We start from the raw sequence: 18,316 nt of genomic DNA on the forward strand, positions 1-18,316 counted from the left end.
TTTACCACCGAAGTGCTTGGCCAGCACGTTGGTGATAGCTGCAGTCAGGGTGGTTTTACCGTGGTCAACGTGGCCGATGGTGCCGACGTTTACGTGCGGTTTATTACGCTCAAATTTTTCTTTAGACACGACGTAGTCCTTCTAGGTTAAACCCGCCTACCGTCGTAGGCGGGGAATCTTAAATTACTTGGATTTGCGCTCTTCGATCACGGCTTGTGCAACGTTGGTCGGTGCATCGTGATACTTGGCGAATTCCATGGCGTAGGAAGCACGACCCTGGGTAGCGGAACGCAGTGCAGTTGCATAACCGAACATTTCGGCCAGCGGCACCAGAGCACGTACGATCTTGCCGGACGGGCCATCTTCCATACCTTCGATCAGGCCACGACGACGGTTCAGGTCACCGATAACGTCGCCCATGTAATCTTCCGGAGTTTCAACTTCTACTTTCATGATCGGTTCGAGCAGAACCGGGTTGGCTTTCATGAAGCCAGCCTTAAAGGCCATGGAAGCAGCGATTTTGAACGCCAGTTCGGAAGAGTCGACATCGTGGTAAGAACCGAAGTGCAGACGCACACCCAGATCCATAACCGGGTAACCAGCCAGCGGACCAGATTTGAGCTGCTCACGGATACCTTTATCAACACCCGGGATGAATTCACCAGGAATGACACCACCTTTGATGTCGTTGACGAATTCGTAGGCTTTGCCTTCTTCCAGCGGGTACATGTCGATAACAACATGACCGTACTGACCGCGACCACCAGACTGCTTGGCATGCTTGCCTTCGATGTCTTTAACGGTGGTACGGATGGTTTCACGGTAAGCAACCTGCGGCTTACCTACGTTGGCTTCAACCTTGAACTCGCGACGCATACGGTCAACGATGATGTCCAAGTGCAGCTCACCCATACCAGCGATGATGGTTTGACCTGACTCTTCGTCAGTCCATACGCGGAAGGACGGATCTTCCTGAGCCAGACGGCCCAGTGCCAGACCCATCTTCTCCTGGTCAGCCTTGGTTTTCGGCTCAACCGCGATAGAAATTACCGGCTCCGGGAATTCCATACGCTCGAGGATGATCGGTGCGTTCTGGTCACACAGGGTGTCACCAGTGGTCACGTCTTTCAGACCGATAGCAGCAGCGATGTCACCAGCGCGTACTTCTTTGATCTCTTCGCGCTTGTTGGCGTGCATCTGAACGATACGGCCAAAACGCTCGCGCTTGTCCTTGACGGAGTTCAGCACGGTGTCACCGGAGTTAACAACACCGGAGTAAACGCGGAAGAAGGTCAGGTTACCAACGAACGGGTCGGTAGCGATCTTGAACGCCAGAGCAGAGAACGGCTCGTCATCAGAAGCGTGACGCTCGTCTTTGGTCTCGCCGTCCATTTTCAGGCCGTCGATAGCAGCTACGTCGGTCGGAGCCGGCAGATAGTCAACAACGGCATCCAGCATTGCCTGTACGCCCTTGTTCTTGAACGCGGAGCCACAGGTTACCAGGATGATTTCGTTGTTCAGCACACGCTGACGCAGAGCTTTCTTGATCTCTTCCTCGGTCAGCTCTTCGCCGCCCAGGTATTTTTCCATCAGGTCTTCAGACGCTTCAGCAGCGGCTTCAACAAGATTCATGCGCATTTCTTGCGCCTGTTCCAGCAGCTCAGCCGGGACGTCTTCGTAATCGAAGGATACGCCCTGGTCAGCTTCGCTCCAGTTGATGGCTTTCATCTTGACCAGGTCAACAACGCCCTTGAAGTTCTCTTCGGCGCCGATGTTCAGCTGAAGGGGAACCGGAACGCCTTTCAGACGGGTCTTGATGTGCTCAACGCAGCGCAGGAAGTTGGCACCGGTACGGTCCATCTTGTTGACGAACGCGATACGGGGAACCTTGTACTTGTTAGCCTGACGCCATACGGTTTCAGACTGTGGCTGTACGCCACCTACGGCACAGTACACCATCACGGCACCGTCCAGAACACGCATTGAACGCTCTACTTCGATAGTAAAGTCAACGTGGCCCGGGGTATCGATGATGTTGATACGGTGCGGTTGGAACTGTTTACCCATACCGGACCAGAAAGCGGTGGTCGCGGCGGAGGTGATGGTGATACCACGCTCTTGTTCCTGTTCCATCCAGTCCATGGTGGCAGCGCCATCGTGAACTTCACCGATCTTGTGACTTACACCGGTATAAAACAGTACGCGCTCGGTAGTAGTAGTCTTACCGGCGTCAATGTGAGCGGAGATACCGATGTTACGATAACGCTCAATGGGGGTTGTACGAGCCATTGTCATCCTCTTACTAAGGCGCTTGTCCCTAGATAATTAAAGGTGCGCAGAGCCAAAAGACCCTGCGCAAGCGGATTACCAGCGGAAGTGAGCGAAGGCTTTGTTCGCTTCAGCCATACGGTGAACGTCTTCACGTTTCTTGACAGACGAACCCTTATTGTCAGCGGCATCCAGCAGCTCGCCAGCCAGACGCTGAGCCATTGATTTTTCACCACGTTTACGAGCGGCATCAACCAACCAGCGCATTGCCAGGGCATTGCGACGTACCGGACGAACTTCTACCGGCACCTGATAGGTTGCACCACCGACGCGACGAGATTTAACCTCGACCGCCGGACGAATGTTATCCAGAGCGACTTCGAACAGGGCCAGGTGCTCTTTGCCAGATTTGGTGGCAATGATGTCCAGGGCGCCATAAACGATGGCTTCTGCAACAGATTTCTTACCGTCAACCATTACTACGTTGACAAATTTAGCCAGCAGCTCTGATCCGAACTTGGGATCTGGCAGGATTTTACGCTGACCAACAACACGACGTCTTGGCATTTCAAATTCTCCGTAACTTCAGGGATTACCCAAAACTAGAAAGCTATCTAACTAGAAACGAATTAACGTTTGGCCTTACTTAACGGAGAACCATTAAGCTTTAGGACGCTTCACGCCATACTTGGAGCGAGCCTGCTTACGGTCTTTAACACCGGCACAGTCCAACGCACCACGAACGGTGTGATAACGAACACCTGGCAAGTCTTTTACACGACCGCCACGGATCAGAACAACAGAGTGCTCTTGCAGGTTGTGACCTTCACCACCGATGTAGGAGGTGACTTCGAAGCCGTTGGTCAGACGTACACGGCATACTTTACGCAGTGCAGAGTTAGGCTTCTTCGGGGTGGTGGTATATACACGAGTGCATACGCCACGCTTCTGAGGGCACGCTTCCAGCGCCGGCACGTTGCTTTTCACAACGAGCTTGATGCGTGGCTTGCGAACCAACTGGTTAATAGTTGCCATCAAAAGGCTCCTGATAATGACTTCATAAACGTGTGGAAAATCCTCCCCGCAGATACGGGGACGCGAAATTTTATGCCCTGTTGTCTGGGGAGTCAAGATTTATACAATTTGCGTCACAAAAGGGCAATTCGGATCCGTTTGATTTCATGACATCACCTTGAATTCTCTTGAAAATGTGCTTCTCAGCCGCCCCAGGTGCGCGGGGAACCTTTTTGCGCAATCAGTGCCACCAGACCCGCCATATCGAGCACATTACCCACCCGATGATGCAAACCACGAGCTTGCAGGTCTTCCTGCATCACATAAAGCGGGATGCCCGCCAGCCGCGCGCTCCATTGGGGAGCCGATGCCGCTATCACGGCATCCTGCATCAGTACCAGCTCATCCTCCGGCTGGAGGTATGAGAGCACGTCTGCCAGGGCCTGACTCTGAAAGGGGGAGTTCAATATCAGATGCAACATGGAGACCTCAAAAGCTGATGTGAGTCGAACATTGTGCCCAGCGCCGAGCCAGCTCCTGGCGCGGCAGACTCTCGACCGGGATCAGCAGATCATCCACTGTCAGGCCACGCTCTGCCAGCGAGTCAGCACAAACATAGACCTCTTCGATGTCGTAGAGTTCCAGCATTTTGAAGGTGGGCGCGTAGTGGCGCTGCAAAATGGCAACCGGCTGCTGCTCCTTGAGCAGTTGCAGCACACCGTCCCCAATCAGGAACAGCGCCAGCTCATCGGTCATAGCCGAGGTGGCCAACAAGGCATCGAGCCCTTCCCGACCGGCGGCATGGCCATGGGGGCCACGACTGCAGATAAATGCGATTTTCTTGCTCATGACTCCCCCTAGAACTGAACCAGTCGATCGGCGGTGAGTGCCGCCTCGGCCAACTGGCCCAGACCGCTCAGGCAAAACGGCGCTTGCAGATTGAAGTGCGCCTGCCCTGCCCCCTTGGCCTCCTGCTCATCGAGCACACCGCGCCGCATGGCGGCGGCGACACAGACGTCGATACGGATCCCCTGCTCTTCTGCCAGCTCTCGCCACAGACGCACCAGGTCGGTCTCATCGGATGCAGGCAGGTGCAGACCGTTGCCGTTGCAGACCCCATCCTGATAGAAGAACAGGTGGGACAAGGTATGCCCCTGCGCCAACAGTGTGCGGGCAAAGCGATAGGCGGTGCTGGCCGACTGGGTGCCATAAGCAGGCCCCGTGACCAGGATGGCAAAACTCAGACTCATAGCAGGACTCCTGTGCTGACCCGGTCCATTTTACGCCAAAAACAAAAAAGCCCCTGCCAGGAGGGGCTTGCTGCGATCCGTTGATCAGAGATGGGCAATCGCCTCGACCTCGACCAGCACATCTTTCGGCAGACGGGCCACTTCCACGCAGGAGCGGGCTGGCGCGGCATCGCCAAAGTAGCGGGCATAGACCTGGTTGAAGGCAACGAAGTTGTTCATGTCGCTCAGGAAGCAGGTGGTTTTAACCACGTTGCTGGCATCGGCACCGGCAGCGTGCAACACGGCAACCAGATTCTTCATCACCCGTTCGGCCTGCTCTTCGATGCCGCCAGCCACGATTTCCATGGTGGCAGGATCGAGCGGGATCTGCCCGGAGGTGAAGATCATCTCGCCAACCTTGGTAGCCTGAACATACGGACCAATCGCGGCAGGCGCCTTGTCGGTTGCAATCACTTCTTTAGCCATTCATCTATCCCCTTCTGGAATGAGTTACTCGTTTTCGTCTTCACCCTGCTTGCGCTGTCGGATGTAAAGATAAACGGTATGTTTTGAAATATTGAGTTTGTCCGCCACCAGATTGATCGAATCCTTGATGTCGAAAATGCCCTTCTCGAACAGCTGGGTCACGATGAAGCGGTTCTTGGCATTGTTGGCCACGGTGGGATCGCGGTTGATCTCGTCGATGGTGTTATCCACCGTCTGGGCAACCAGCTCTTCCACACTGTTGGCGAAGGTCTCGGGTGACTGACGCGCCGCCTGCTGGGGCGTCGGGAAAAATTCGGCCACGAACTCGTGGAAAGGCGCGTTGATGTGCAGGTTGATGCAGATAAGCCCCACTACTTGCCGCTCGCTGTTGCGAATGGCAATAGTGCTCGACTTCATCAGCGCACCGGTGCGGCTGCGAGCGAAATAGCTCTGGGTGTAATCCTGGCCAGTGCTCTCGATATCCTTGAGCATGCGCAGGGCGAGATCGGTGATGGGCGCCCCGAGGGTGCGTCCGGTATTGAATCCGTTGGCGATCTTGATCACCGACTCGTGCAGATTTTCCAGGGAGTGGAGTACCACTTCACAATGCTTGCCGAACAGCTCGGCCAAGCCATCGATGAGCCCATCGTATGAGCGCAACAATTCCCTGTCTTCATCTGTAAAAGTGCGGCCGATCAGCTGTTCTTCGGGAAGCATCGCTTCCTCGATACCGACAGTCATGTTCTACCCCTGTAATAACCATTCAACTTTCCCGAGTTTTAAATTGCAGGGGAGTAAAGTCAACTTTTTTTGATTTTTTACTCTACAACTTTGCTCTGGATCATCCTGAAACCCGCGCGGTGCCTACCTTTGCCGAGGAATTGGCCAACAAAAAGGGCTCCTAGAAGGAGCCCTTTTTAATCAAGGATGACGAGTTACTCTTCGTCGAAGCTACCGGCTGCGTTCAGCAGATCCGCCAGGTTCTGTTGAGCTTCATCAGCGGTCACCTGCGGGGTACCAACAGCACGAGCTGCGGCAGCACGCTGGTTGATCCGGCTATGGTGGTAGGCAAAGCCGGTACCAGCCGGGATCAGACGACCCACAATGACGTTCTCTTTCAGACCACGCAGTTCATCACGCTTGCCACCAACGGCGGCTTCGGTCAGAACGCGAGTGGTTTCCTGGAAGGAAGCCGCAGAGATGAAGGACTCGGTGCTCAGAGATGCCTTGGTAATACCCATCAGTACATGACGGAAGGTCGCAGGGGTCTTGCCCTCGGCAACCAGCTTACGGTTGGCAATCTTCACACGAGCAACTTCAACCTGTTCACCTTCGATCAGATCGGTGTCGCCAGCGCTCAGGATCTCGCACTTGCGCAGCATCTGACGAACGATGACTTCGATGTGCTTGTCGTTGATCTTAACGCCTTGCAGACGGTAAACGTCTTGCACTTCGTTGGCGATGTAGTTGGCGACCGGGCTGATACCGCGCAGACGCAGGATGTCGTGAGCAGACTCAGGACCGTCCGCCAGCACTTCACCCTTCTCAACTTTTTCACCTTCGAACACGTTCAGGTTACGCCACTTCGGAATCATCTCCTCGTAGACGTTGCCACCATCAGTCGGGGTGATAACCAGACGGCGTTTGCCCTTGGTCTCTTTCCCGAAGGAGATGGTACCGGAGATCTCGGCCAGAATTGCCGGTTCCTTCGGTTGACGTGCTTCGAACAGATCCGCAACGCGCGGCAGACCACCGGTGATGTCCTTGGTACCGCCGGATTCTTGCGGGATACGCGCTACCGCGTCACCCACACCCACGTTGGCACCATCTTCCAGGTTCACGATCGCCTTGCCCGGCAGGAAGTACTGGGCGGCTACATCGGTACCCGGGATCATCACGTCTTTGCCGTTCAGGTCGACCAGTTTAACGGTCGGACGCATCTCTTTACCGGCACTCGGACGCTCGTTGACATCCAGTACGACGATAGAAGAGAGACCGGTCAGCTCGTCGGTCTGACGAGTGATGGTCACGCCATCGATCATGTGTTCGAACTGCAGGCGACCTGCCACTTCGGTGATGATCGGGTGGGTGTGCGGATCCCAGTTGGCAACGGTCTCGCCAGCGTTCACGGCCTGGCCGTCCTTCACTTCCAGCACGGAACCGTAAGGCAGCTTGTGGCTTTCCTTGGTACGGCCCATGTCGTCCATGATGGTCAGTTCGGTAGAACGGGAGGTGATAACCAGTTTGTCATCGCTGTTGTGAACGAACTTGGCGTTCTGCAGCTTGATGGTACCGGTGTTCTTGACCTGGATGCTGTTCTCGGCAGCAGCACGGGATGCCGCACCACCGATGTGGAACGTACGCATTGTCAGCTGGGTACCCGGCTCACCGATGGACTGGGCGGCGATAACACCGACAGCCTCACCTTTGTTAACCAGGTGACCACGGGCCAGATCACGGCCGTAGCAGTGAGCACAGTTACCGAAGTCAGTTTCACAGGTGATGGCAGAACGTACCTTCACGCGGTCAACAGAGTTTTGCTCCAGCAGGTCACACAGCTGCTCGTCGAGCAGGGTGTTACGTGCTACCAGCACCTCATCTTCAGTACCCGGCTTGATCACGTCATCGGCAACCACACGGCCCAGCACGCGCTCACGCAGCGGTTCGACAACGTCGCCACCCTCGATCAGCGGAGTCATCCACAGACCTTCGGTAGTGCCGCAATCGTCCTCGGTGATCACCATGTCTTGTGCCACGTCTACCAGACGACGAGTCAGGTAACCGGAGTTCGCAGTCTTCAGTGCGGTATCCGCCAGACCCTTACGAGCACCGTGAGTGGAGATAAAGTACTGCAATACGTTCAGACCTTCGCGGAAGTTCGCGACGATCGGCGTCTCGATGATGGAGCCATCCGGCTTGGCCATCAGGCCACGCATACCGGCCAGCTGACGGATCTGGGCGGCGGAACCACGCGCACCAGAGTCGGCCATCATAAAGATGCTGTTGAACGATGCCTGCTCTTCTTCTTCACCCAGCGAGTTGACGTTACGCTCTTTGGACAAGTTCTCCATCATGGCCTTGGAGACGCGCTCGTTGGCGCTGGCCCAGATATCGATAACCTTGTTGTAACGTTCGCCCGCAGTCACCAGACCGGATAGGAACTGGTCCTGGATCTCGGCGACTTCGGCTTCGGCTGCCGCAATGATGTCTTTCTTGGCATCCGGGATGACCATGTCATCGATACCAACGGAAGCACCGGACAGGGCCGCATAGTGGAAACCGGTATACATCAGCTGGTCAGCGAAGATAACGGTGTCCTTCAGGCCCTGCTTGCGATAGCAGGTGTTCAGCAGACGGGAGATGAGCTTTTTGCCCAGCGCCTTGTTGGATACGGATTTGATCCAGTTCTGCGGATTGGCATCCAGGTCAGCCTGCTCTGCAGCAGTCAGCACCTTCGGCTCGTCGATCAGGGCGTATTCCATGCCTTTCGGCAGGATCAGGCTCAGGATCGCACGACCAACGGTGGTGTTCTTCATCTCGGTGTGCTCACGCAGAGAACCGTCTTCCTGACGCAGGTATTCGGTAATGCGTACTTTCACACGAGCATGCAGATCGGCCAGACCGGCGCGATAAACTTTCTCGGCTTCTTTCGGGCCGGCCAGCACCATACCTTCGCCTTTGGCGTTGATACGGGCACGGGTCATGTAATACAGACCCAAGACCACGTCCTGAGAAGGAACGATGATCGGCTCACCGGAGGCAGGCGACAGGATGTTGTTGGTAGACATCATCAGCGCACGCGCTTCCAGCTGGGCTTCCAGAGTCAGCGGTACGTGGACCGCCATCTGGTCACCATCGAAGTCCGCGTTATACGCAGCACAAACCAGCGGGTGCAGCTGGATTGCCTTGCCTTCGACCAGCGTCGGTTCGAATGCCTGGATACCCAGACGGTGCAGGGTAGGTGCACGGTTCAGCAGAACCGGGTGCTCGCGGATCACTTCGTCCAGGATATCCCAAACGACAGCTTCCTCGCGCTCCACCATCTTCTTGGCGGCCTTGATAGTGGTCGCCAGACCGCGGGTTTCCAGCTTGCCATAGATGAACGGCTTGAACAGTTCCAGCGCCATTTTCTTCGGCAGACCGCACTGATGCAGGCGCAGGGTCGGGCCTACGGTGATAACGGAACGACCGGAGTAGTCGACACGCTTACCCAGCAGGTTTTGACGGAAACGACCTTGCTTACCCTTGATCATGTCGGCCAGGGATTTCAGCGGGCGCTTGTTGGACCCGGTGATGGCACGACCGCGACGGCCGTTATCCAGCAGCGCATCGACGGACTCTTGCAGCATACGCTTTTCGTTGCGCACGATGATGTCCGGAGCAGCCAGATCCAGCAGACGCTTCAAGCGGTTGTTACGGTTGATCACGCGACGGTACAGATCGTTCAGATCGGAAGTCGCGAAACGGCCGCCGTCCAGCGGTACCAGCGGACGCAGGTCCGGCGGCAGCACAGGCAGCACTGTCATGATCATCCACTCCGGCTTGTTGCCGGACTGCAGGAACGCTTCCATCAGCTTCAGACGCTTGGTGGTCTTCTTGCGCTTGGTCTCGGAGTTGGTTTGATCCAGCTCCTCACGCATGGTTTTGACTTCACCTTCCAGATCGATAGCGCGCAGCAATGCCAGGATTGCTTCGGCACCCATCTTGGCGTCAAATTCGTCGCCCCACTCTTCCAGCGCATCCAGGTACTGCTCTTCAGAGAGCATCTGGCTGCGTTCGAGGTTGGTCATGCCCGGCTCGATTACCACGAAAGATTCGAAGTAAAGCACGCGCTCGATGTCGCGCAGGGTCATGTCCAGCAGCAGACCGATACGGGACGGCAGGGACTTCAGGAACCAGATGTGGGCAGTCGGGCTGGCCAGCTCGATGTGGCCCATACGCTCACGACGGACCTTGGTCTGGGTCACTTCAACGCCGCACTTCTCACAGATCACACCACGGTGTTTCAGGCGCTTGTACTTGCCGCACAGACACTCGTAGTCCTTCACCGGTCCGAAGATGCGAGCGCAGAACAGACCATCACGTTCCGGCTTGAAAGTCCGGTAGTTGATGGTCTCAGGCTTTTTGACCTCACCGAATGACCAGGAGCGGATCATGTCAGGAGAGGCCAGACCGATCTTGATACTGTCAAACTCTTCGGTCTTGGTCTGAGCCTTCAAAAACTTGAGTAAGTCTTTCACGTGTTTCCCCTGTCAGGAGTCTAACCTCGGCGCCCCGGCTGCCAAAACAGCGGGGCGCCCACGTCAATTCTCGAACAATAAGAGCGAGCTCTTACTCTTCGTCCAGCTCGATGTTGATACCCAGAGAGCGGATTTCCTTCAGCAATACGTTGAAGGATTCGGGCATGCCCGGCTCCATACGGTGGTCGCCATCCACGATGTTCTTATACATCTTGGTACGGCCATTCACATCGTCAGACTTGACGGTCAGCATTTCCTGCAGGGTATATGCCGCACCGTAAGCCTCCAGGGCCCACACTTCCATCTCACCGAAACGCTGACCACCGAACTGCGCCTTACCACCCAGCGGCTGCTGGGTAACCAGGCTGTAAGAACCGGTAGAACGCGCGTGCATCTTGTCGTCGACCAAGTGGTTCAGCTTGAGCATGTACATGTAACCAACGGTTACTTTACGCTCGAAGCGGTTACCGGTACGGCCATCGAACAGATCAATCTGACCGGATTCCGGCAGATCAGCCAGCTTCAGCAGGGCTTTGATTTCGCGCTCTTTAGCACCATCAAAGACCGGTGTAGCGACCGGCAGACCCTTACGCAGGTTACCCACCAGGATACGTACGTCGTCGTCAGACAGTTCGGCGATGTTCACTTGCTGGGTGTCCTTCTCGCCCAGGTCATAGACCTGTTGCAGGAAGTTGCGCATCTCGTGCAGCTCGCGCTGCTCTTTGACCATGCGATCGATCTTCTCGCCGATACCCTTGGCCGCAAGGCCCAGGTGCACTTCGAGGATCTGACCGATGTTCATACGGGATGGTACGCCCAACGGGTTCAGTACGATGTCGACCGGACGGCCGAACTCGTCATGGGGCATATCCTCGACCGGACAGATCTTGGAGATAACACCCTTGTTACCGTGACGGCCCGCCATCTTGTCACCCGGCTGGATGCGACGCTTGACTGCCAGATAAACCTTGACGATTTTCAGTACGCCCGGCGCCAGATCATCACCCTGGATAATCTTGCGACGCTTGTTCTCGAATTTCTTGTCGAACTCGGCTTTCAGCTCAACGTGCTGTTCAGCGATCTGTTCCAGTTCGGTCTGCTTGCCTTCGTCTTCGATGGCCAGTTCAAACCACTTGGAGCGATCGAGCTTGTTCAGACGATCTTCGCTGTAACCGGCGGCCAGCAGCAGGTTGCGGGAGCGGCCGAAAATGCCGTCTTCCAGGATCTTGAACTCTTCGGTCAAGTCCTTCTTCGCTTCCTTCAGCTGCATCTCTTCGATTTCTTTGGCACGCTTGTCTTTTTCCACGCCATCGCGGGTAAAGACTTGCACGTCAACCACGGTACCGTACACACCGTTCGGCACACGCAGGGAGGAGTCCTTCACATCGGAGGCCTTCTCACCGAAGATGGCGCGCAGCAGCTTCTCTTCCGGCGTCAGCTGGGTTTCACCTTTCGGGGTTACCTTACCGACCAGAATGTCGCCGCCCTTCACTTCGGCACCCACGTAGACGATACCGGACTCGTCCAGCTTGGACAGAGCGGCTTCACCCACGTTCGGGATGTCAGCAGTGATCTCTTCCGGACCCAGCTTGGTGTCACGGGAGATACAGGCCAGTTCCTGGATATGGATGGTGGTCAGGCGATCTTCCTGAACAACACGCTCGTTCACCAGGATCGAGTCTTCAAAGTTGTAACCGTTCCACGGCATGAACGCGACGCGCATGTTCTGACCCAGTGCCAGTTCACCCAGATCGGTGGACGGGCCGTCAGCCAGTACGTCGCCAGCCATCACCGGCTCACCCAACATCACGCAAGGACGCTGGTTGATACAGGTGTTCTGGTTGGAACGGGTGTATTTGGTCAGGTTGTAGATGTCGATACCGGCTTCGCCTGGCATCAGCTCATCTTCATTGACCTTCAGGACGATACGGGAGGCATCGACATAGTCGATTACGCCGCCACGCTTGGCCACTACGGTTACACCGGAGTCAACGGCCACAGCGCGTTCCATACCGGTACCTACCAGCGGCTTGTCAGCACGCAGAGTCGGTACAGCCTGACGTTGCATGTTTGAACCCATCAATGCGCGGTTCGCGTCATCGTGTTCCAGGAACGGGATCAGAGCAGCTGCCACAGATACGATCTGCTGCGGGCTCACGTCCATATACTGGATCTGGTCGGCGTTCATAAAGGTGGATTCACCTTTATGACGGCACGGGATCAATTCATCTTTCAGACGGCCATCTTCGGTGGTCGCGGCGTTAGCCTGTGCGATCACGTACTTGCCTTCTTCGATAGCAGACAGGTAGTCCACTTCGTCGGTGATCACACCGTCAATGACCTTGCGGTACGGGGTCTCGAGGAAACCGTACTCGTTGGTACGAGAGTACACGGACAGCGAGTTGATCAGACCGATGTTCGGACCTTCAGGAGTCTCGATAGGGCACAGACGACCGTAGTGAGTCGGGTGTACGTCTCGGACTTCAAAGCCGGCACGCTCACGAGTCAAACCGCCCGGGCCCAGCGCGGAAATACGACGCTTGTGGGTCACTTCGGAGAGCGGGTTGTTCTGGTCCATAAACTGGGACAGCTGACTGGAACCAAAGAACTCTTTGACTGCGGCGGAGATCGGCTTGGCGTTGATCAGATCCTGCGGCATCAGGGTGTCCAGGTCGCCCAGGGAGAGACGCTCCTTGACCGCACGCTCGACACGCACCAGACCGACGCGGAACTGGTTCTCGGCCATTTCACCGACAGAACGGATACGACGGTTACCCAGGTGGTCGATATCGTCCACTTCGTCGTTGCCGTTACGGATGTCGATCAGGCGCTTCATGACTTCAACGATGTCGTCTTTGGTCAGTACGCCAGCGCCAGTCTCGTCTTCACGACCCAGACGGCGGTTGAACTTCATCCGACCTACGGTAGACAGGTCGTAACGCTCGGCGGAGAAGAACAGGTTTTCGAACAGCTGTTCTGCAGCTTCGCGAGTAGGCGGCTCGCCCGGACGCATCATGCGATAGATCTCGACCAGCGCTTCCAAACGGTTGGAGCTGGAGTCGACACGCAGGGTCTCGGACATGTAGGCACCGTGATCCAGTTCGTTGGTGAACAGAACCTCGAAGTGCTTGAAGCCGGCTTGGGACAGGTTGGCGATCGCTTCCAGGCTCAATGCCTGGTTGGCGGTCACGACCATCTCGCCAGTTTGCGGATGTGCGTAGTCCTTGGCAGCAACTTTGCCAACAACATACTCAACCGGTACCTCAATCTGGGTAACGGCGTCTTTTTCCAACTGACGGATGTGACGCGCAGTCACACGACGACCGGTCTCAACCACCACGGCGCCATTGGCCACGATGTCAAAGGTCGCAGTTTCACCACGCAGACGCTCCGGCACCAGATCCATCATCAACTTGCCATCTTTTACTTCAAAACCGATGGTCTCGAAGAAGGTGGCCAGGATCTGTTCGGAAGTGAAGTCCAGAGCGCGCAGAATAATGGATGCTGGCAGTTTGCGACGACGGTCGATACGGACAAACAGGTTGTCTTTTGCATCGAACTCGAAGTCCAGCCAGGAGCCACGGTAGGGGATAACGCGAGCGTTATACAGTACCTTACCGGATGAATGAGTTTTGCCTTTATCGTGGTCGAAGAAGACGCCCGGGCTGCGGTGCAGCTGGGAGACGATAACCCGCTCGGTACCATTGATAACAAAGGTGCCGTTCTCGGTCATGAGCGGAATTTCGCCCATGTATACTTCTTGTTCCTTGATGTCTTTGACGGTGCCGGCAGCTGCTTCACGATCGTACAGAACCATACGAAGCTTGACACGCAGCGGCGCGGAGTAGGTCACTCCACGGATCTGGCATTCTTTTACGTCAAATACCGGCTCACCCAGGCGATAGCTGACATACTGAAGCTCAGCACTACCGGAGTAACTGGTGATCGGGAAAACGCTACGGAAAGCGGCCTCTAGGCCATATTCACCTTCCGGGTCAGCCTCGATGAACTGCTTGAAGGAGTCCAGCTGAATGGACAACAGATAAGGCGTGTCCAGTACCTGGTCTCGCTTACCGAAGTCCTTACGAATGCGTTTTTTTTCGGTATAAGAGTAAACCATAGGGTTCCTCAGCTCGCTGATAAGTGACCCACTCTGTCCCGCAGGACAGCTCTGTCTCAACACCGTTTTGTGTTGGCCCGGACGAATGGAAACAGTCCGGATTGCTGGTGCACCGAGAGTCGTAAACGGTGTGAAATGCTCTCAGTCTACAGCGCAAAAAGGCTGGTGAACAAATATTCACCAGCCCTAGCCTGTTTTATCAGGCTAATCTACATAAATGCAGATTATTTGATCTCAACAGAAGCACCAGCTTCTTCAAGCTGCTTCTTCAGAGCTTCAGCTTCGTCCTTGGACACGCCTTCTTTCAGGTTAGCCGGGGCAGCTTCAACCAGATCTTTGGCTTCTTTCAGGCCCAGACCGGTAGCGCCACGAACGGCTTTGATGACGGCAACTTTGTTGGCGCCAGCAGCGGTCAGAACTACGTCGAACTCGGTTTTCTCTTCTACTGCTTCAGCAGCCGGACCGGCAGCAACAGCAACAGCGGCAGAAACACCGAACTTCTCTTCCATAGCTTCGATCAGCTCAACAACTTCCATTACAGACATGGAAGCAACGGCTTCGATGATTTGGTCTTTAGTGATAGACATGACAAAAATTCCTGATGTTGAATAAACTCAAACAGCCTAGATAGGCGAGAATCAAGCAGCAGCTTGCTTCTGATCACGCACAGCAGCGATGGTACGAACCAGCTTGCCAGCAGAGGCTTCTTTCATAGTCGCCATCAACTTCGCAATCGCTTCGTCGTAGGTCGGCAGCGTGGCCAGACGATCAATTTGTGCTGCGGCGATAAACTCACCGTTAAAAGCGCCAGCCTTGATTTCGAACTTTTGGTTCGCTTTGGCAAACTCTTTGAACAGACGAGCGGCAGCGCCCGGGTGTTCGTTAGAGAAAGCAATCAAGGTAGGACCGGTAAATGCGTTGTTCAGGCACTCGAATTCGGTACCTTCAACTGCACGACGCAGCAGGGTGTTACGCACAACGCGCATGTACACACCAGCTTCGCGAGCGGTTTTACGCAGGACGGTCATCTTATCTACAGTCACACCGCGAGAATCGGCTACAACTGCAGACAGAGCGCCTTTGGCAGCTTCGTTGACTTCAGCAACAATTGCCTTTTTGTCTTCGAGTCCCAATGCCATTGGCTTAACTCCTGGATTGAATCCGGGTCTATTGACCCAGTACAGACACATCCCCCCTACCTTTACAACAGAGGGGAACGATGCGGTAGCAGGATTCCAGAAGAGAAAGAAACTTTCTCGCTGGGTTTCCGGCACCGTCTACGCAGGAAACATTAAGGCTTTGCAGCCTCCTGCGGTCTTGGACGGAGGTCGAAACCCCCAACCAATCAAGGCGCAAAATTATAGATTAAATTTTGCGCCTTGTAAAACCCATCAATTAGGCCTGAGCTTCCAGAGAAGCTTGGTCTACGGCAACACCGGCACCCATGGTGGTGGAGATGCTGACTTTCTTGATGAAGATACCTTTGGCGGAAGAGGGTTTACCTTTTTTCAGGGCAACCAGCAGAGCTTCCAAGTTTTCTTTCAGCTGAACTTCGTCGAAAGAAACCTTACCCAGAGTGGTATGGATGATACCATTCTTGTCGTTACGGTAACGAACCTGACCGGCTTTGGCGTTCTTAACCGCCTCAGCAACGTTAGGAGTTACAGTACCGACTTTCGGGTTCGGCATCAGGCCGCGCGGGCCCAGGATTTGACCCAGTTGACCAACAACGCGCATGGCATCCGGGGATGCGATAACGACGTCGAAGTTCATCTCGCCTTTCTTAACCAGATCGGCCAGGTCATCCATACCTACCAGGTCAGCACCGGCAGCTTTGGCTGCTTCGGCGTTGGCACCTTGAGTAAATACGGCAACGCGTACATCACGACCGGTACCGTGCGGCAGTACAGTAGCACCACGTACGTTTTGGTCAGATTTACGAGCGTCGATACCCAGGTTGACAGCAACGTCAACGCTTTCAACGAACTTGGCGGTAGCCAGTTCTTTCAGCAGGGCAATGGCTTCGTTGATGGAGTACTCTTTGGTACCGTCAACTTTTTCGCGAATAACGCGCATACGCTTGGAAAGTTTAGCCATTGTCTTAATCCTCCACTACCAGACCCATGGAACGAGCGGAGCCTGCGATGCAACGTACTTTTGCATCCAGATCGGCACCGGTCATATCCGGTTCTTTGGTCTTGGCGATTTCTTGCAGCTGGGCTACGGTCACCTTACCAACCTTGTCTTTGTTCGGCTTGGCAGAACCAGACTTGATACCAGCAGCTTTCTTCAGCAGGAAGGAAGCAGGCGGAGTCTTGGTTTCGAAGGTGAAGGAACGGTCACTGTAAACGGTGATCACGACCGGAGTCGGTGAACCTTTTTCCAGCTTCTCTGTACGAGCGTTGAACGCCTTACAGAATTCCATGATGTTCACACCGTGTTGACCCAGTGCAGGACCAACGGGAGGAGATGGGTTGGCTGCACCAGCAGCAACCTGCAGCTTGATATAAGCTGTGACTTTCTTAGCCATTAGGAAATTACCTCAAAAATGGGTTCTAGCGCCTCGGAGACTTGCTCCTGCAAACGGCTCCCCAACTAATAAAGGGGCAGCGAATTATAGAGATAATCGCTGCCCCTGACAACCGTTAAACGTACAGAATTCAATCAGCCCTTTTCGACCTGACCAAAATCCAGTTCAACAGGAGTAGAACGACCGAAGATCAGTACAGAGACCTTCACGCGGCTCTTCTCATAATCGACCTCTTCAACGGTACCGTTGAAGTCGGCAAACGGACCATCGGCAACCCGCACCATTTCACCCGGTTCAAACAGGGTTTTCGGACGCGGCTTGTCGTGGGCATCCTGCAGACGGTTCAGGATGGCATCGGCCTCTTTGTCGGAGATCGGTGCCGGACGGTCGGAAGTACCGCCAATGAAGCCCATTACGCGCGGTACGTTACGCACCAAGTGCCATGTGGTTTCATCCATCATCATCTGAACCAGGACATAACCCGGGAAAAACTTGCGCTCACTCTTGCGCTTCTGGCCAGCACGCATCTCGACCACTTCTTCGGTCGGGACCAGTACTTCACCGAACATGTCTTCCATGCCATGCATCTTGATATGTTCGCGCAGGGACTTGGCTACACGGCCTTCATAGCCGGAAAAAGCCTGCACGACATACCATCTCATACGTTGTTCACGTTGTTCAGTCATGGCTTATCCTTACACACCGGTAATCAGGTTGACCAACCAGACCAAGGCACCGTCCAGAACGAACAGCAGCAGCCCCATCACGGCGGTCACCGCCAGCACAATCAGGGTTGTCTGAATGGCTTCCTGACGGGTCGGCCATACGACCTTGCGGACTTCCAGGCGAGACTCACGGGCAAATGCCAGTGTTGCCTTTCCCTTGGTGGTTTGCAGGGCTACTGCACCGGCAGCAGCAATGACAACGACCACACCCAGGGCGCGGACGGCAGCGACAACATCGTTGAGCAGGTAATTACCCACTACAGCGGCCGCCAGGATAATGAAAACCAGGCCCCAAAGCAGGGTATCCTTGCTTCCGCCCTGGCTCTCAGAACTAACACTCATACAACCCACCTGTATCTGACGTAACCAAAGACACAAAAGCCCCGTACGAGACGAGGTATATGGCAGGGGCGGCAGGACTCGAACCCGCAACCATCGGTTTTGGAGACCGCTGTTCTACCAATTCGAACTACGCCCCTACACAAGAAAGCCCCTATTATAGGGGCTTTGCTTTATTTATGTAAGCCAAAGATTAAGCGATTACGCTGGCTACAACACCGGCACCTACGGTACGGCCACCTTCACGGATAGCGAAACGCAGGCCGTCGTCCATCGCGATCGGAGCAATCAGGGTAACAACCATTTTGATGTTGTCGCCTGGCATTACCATTTCAACGCCTTCCGGCAGTTCGATGGTACCGGTC

General features: G+C 55.1%; 17 protein-coding genes, 1 tRNA gene and 1 pseudogene. All 19 read right to left on the reverse strand.

The window, feature by feature from the left end; translation table 11 throughout:
* Nucleotides 1-129 (reverse strand): GTP-binding protein (locus BSP75_RS08415; protein WP_253186620.1); only part of this gene is annotated, 129 nt, incomplete at its 3' end.
* 54 nt (nt 130-183) lie between these two features.
* Nucleotides 184-2,289, reverse strand: coding sequence for an elongation factor G (gene fusA / locus BSP75_RS08420; protein ID WP_075112882.1), 2,106 nt, complete (start codon nt 2,287-2,289; stop codon nt 184-186).
* Between the two features lie 75 nt (nt 2,290-2,364).
* Complete coding sequence (rpsG, locus tag BSP75_RS08425) at nt 2,365-2,835, reverse strand: 30S ribosomal protein S7 (protein ID WP_010675949.1); 471 nt, start codon at nt 2,833-2,835, stop codon at nt 2,365-2,367.
* A 93-nt stretch (nt 2,836-2,928) separates the two neighbouring features.
* Complete coding sequence (gene rpsL / locus BSP75_RS08430; protein ID WP_005306278.1) at nt 2,929-3,303, reverse strand: 30S ribosomal protein S12; 375 nt, start codon at nt 3,301-3,303, stop codon at nt 2,929-2,931.
* 182 nt (nt 3,304-3,485) lie between these two features.
* Nucleotides 3,486-3,764: a sulfurtransferase complex subunit TusB gene (tusB, locus tag BSP75_RS08435; protein ID WP_075112883.1), complete on the reverse strand. Its 279-nt coding sequence runs from the start codon at nt 3,762-3,764 to the stop codon at nt 3,486-3,488.
* A gap of 7 nt (nt 3,765-3,771) precedes the next feature.
* Nucleotides 3,772-4,131 carry a sulfurtransferase complex subunit TusC gene (gene tusC, locus BSP75_RS08440; RefSeq protein WP_075112884.1) on the reverse strand — a complete coding sequence of 120 codons (360 nt, stop codon included), beginning with the start codon at nt 4,129-4,131 and terminating at the stop codon, nt 3,772-3,774.
* An 8-nt stretch (nt 4,132-4,139) separates the two neighbouring features.
* On the reverse strand, nt 4,140-4,532 hold the full coding sequence (gene tusD / locus BSP75_RS08445; protein ID WP_075112885.1) for a sulfurtransferase complex subunit TusD: 393 nt from the start codon (nt 4,530-4,532) through the stop codon (nt 4,140-4,142).
* 84 nt (nt 4,533-4,616) lie between these two features.
* A complete protein-coding gene (locus BSP75_RS08450; RefSeq protein ID WP_042019309.1) occupies nt 4,617-4,997 on the reverse strand; it encodes a RidA family protein in 381 nt (126 codons plus the stop codon).
* A 24-nt stretch (nt 4,998-5,021) separates the two neighbouring features.
* Complete coding sequence (locus tag BSP75_RS08455) at nt 5,022-5,738, reverse strand: transcriptional regulator (protein WP_058053596.1); 717 nt, start codon at nt 5,736-5,738, stop codon at nt 5,022-5,024.
* Between the two features lie 194 nt (nt 5,739-5,932).
* Complete coding sequence (gene rpoC / locus BSP75_RS08460) at nt 5,933-10,237, reverse strand: DNA-directed RNA polymerase subunit beta' (protein WP_042058256.1); 4,305 nt, start codon at nt 10,235-10,237, stop codon at nt 5,933-5,935.
* A gap of 91 nt (nt 10,238-10,328) precedes the next feature.
* Nucleotides 10,329-14,357 carry a DNA-directed RNA polymerase subunit beta gene (gene rpoB, locus BSP75_RS08465; RefSeq protein WP_075112886.1) on the reverse strand — a complete coding sequence of 1,343 codons (4,029 nt, stop codon included), beginning with the start codon at nt 14,355-14,357 and terminating at the stop codon, nt 10,329-10,331.
* Between the two features lie 224 nt (nt 14,358-14,581).
* A complete protein-coding gene (rplL, locus tag BSP75_RS08470; protein ID WP_033135318.1) occupies nt 14,582-14,944 on the reverse strand; it encodes a 50S ribosomal protein L7/L12 in 363 nt (120 codons plus the stop codon).
* A 51-nt stretch (nt 14,945-14,995) separates the two neighbouring features.
* Nucleotides 14,996-15,496 (reverse strand): 50S ribosomal protein L10, encoded by a 501-nt coding sequence (rplJ, locus tag BSP75_RS08475; protein WP_033135317.1) that lies wholly within the window; start codon nt 15,494-15,496, stop codon nt 14,996-14,998.
* Between the two features lie 256 nt (nt 15,497-15,752).
* Entirely contained in the window at nt 15,753-16,454 is a 702-nt protein-coding gene (gene rplA, locus BSP75_RS08480; protein ID WP_042058253.1) for a 50S ribosomal protein L1, read from the reverse strand.
* Between the two features lie 4 nt (nt 16,455-16,458).
* Nucleotides 16,459-16,887, reverse strand: a complete 429-nt coding sequence (gene rplK, locus BSP75_RS08485) for a 50S ribosomal protein L11 (protein ID WP_026456244.1) — start codon at nt 16,885-16,887, stop codon at nt 16,459-16,461.
* Nucleotides 16,888-17,021: 134 nt separating this feature from the next.
* On the reverse strand, nt 17,022-17,573 hold the full coding sequence (gene nusG / locus BSP75_RS08490) for a transcription termination/antitermination protein NusG (RefSeq protein WP_042058251.1): 552 nt from the start codon (nt 17,571-17,573) through the stop codon (nt 17,022-17,024).
* Nucleotides 17,574-17,582: 9 nt separating this feature from the next.
* Complete coding sequence (gene secE, locus BSP75_RS08495; RefSeq protein WP_005306322.1) at nt 17,583-17,954, reverse strand: preprotein translocase subunit SecE; 372 nt, start codon at nt 17,952-17,954, stop codon at nt 17,583-17,585.
* A 60-nt stretch (nt 17,955-18,014) separates the two neighbouring features.
* A tRNA-Trp gene (locus BSP75_RS08500) sits at nt 18,015-18,091 on the reverse strand.
* Between the two features lie 53 nt (nt 18,092-18,144).
* Nucleotides 18,145-18,316, reverse strand: a pseudogene (gene tuf / locus BSP75_RS08505) (elongation factor Tu); the annotation flags it as partial.

The sequence above is a fragment of the Aeromonas sp. YN13HZO-058 genome, from assembly GCF_001921245.1.
GTDB lineage: Bacteria > Pseudomonadota > Gammaproteobacteria > Enterobacterales > Aeromonadaceae > Aeromonas > Aeromonas allosaccharophila.

Excerpts from the sequence above, each read along its gene's own strand:
- rpoB (WP_075112886.1), bottom strand. The coding sequence starts at position 14,357 with ATGGTTTACTCTTATACCGAAAAAAAACGCATTCGTAAGGACTTCGGT.
- rplJ (WP_033135317.1), bottom strand. The coding sequence starts at position 15,496 with ATGGCATTGGGACTCGAAGACAAAAAGGCAATTGTTGCTGAAGTCAAC.
- tusC (WP_075112884.1), bottom strand. The coding sequence starts at position 4,131 with ATGAGCAAGAAAATCGCATTTATCTGCAGTCGTGGCCCCCATGGCCAT.
- rpsG (WP_010675949.1), bottom strand. The coding sequence starts at position 2,835 with ATGCCAAGACGTCGTGTTGTTGGTCAGCGTAAAATCCTGCCAGATCCC.
- rplL (WP_033135318.1), bottom strand. The coding sequence starts at position 14,944 with ATGTCTATCACTAAAGACCAAATCATCGAAGCCGTTGCTTCCATGTCT.
- BSP75_RS08450 (WP_042019309.1), bottom strand. The coding sequence starts at position 4,997 with ATGGCTAAAGAAGTGATTGCAACCGACAAGGCGCCTGCCGCGATTGGT.
- fusA (WP_075112882.1), bottom strand. The coding sequence starts at position 2,289 with ATGGCTCGTACAACCCCCATTGAGCGTTATCGTAACATCGGTATCTCC.
- tusB (WP_075112883.1), bottom strand. The coding sequence starts at position 3,764 with ATGTTGCATCTGATATTGAACTCCCCCTTTCAGAGTCAGGCCCTGGCA.
- secE (WP_005306322.1), bottom strand. The coding sequence starts at position 17,954 with ATGAGTGTTAGTTCTGAGAGCCAGGGCGGAAGCAAGGATACCCTGCTT.
- BSP75_RS08455 (WP_058053596.1), bottom strand. The coding sequence starts at position 5,738 with ATGACTGTCGGTATCGAGGAAGCGATGCTTCCCGAAGAACAGCTGATC.
- nusG (WP_042058251.1), bottom strand. The coding sequence starts at position 17,573 with ATGACTGAACAACGTGAACAACGTATGAGATGGTATGTCGTGCAGGCT.
- rplA (WP_042058253.1), bottom strand. The coding sequence starts at position 16,454 with ATGGCTAAACTTTCCAAGCGTATGCGCGTTATTCGCGAAAAAGTTGAC.
- rpsL (WP_005306278.1), bottom strand. The coding sequence starts at position 3,303 with ATGGCAACTATTAACCAGTTGGTTCGCAAGCCACGCATCAAGCTCGTT.
- rplK (WP_026456244.1), bottom strand. The coding sequence starts at position 16,887 with ATGGCTAAGAAAGTCACAGCTTATATCAAGCTGCAGGTTGCTGCTGGT.
- tusD (WP_075112885.1), bottom strand. The coding sequence starts at position 4,532 with ATGAGTCTGAGTTTTGCCATCCTGGTCACGGGGCCTGCTTATGGCACC.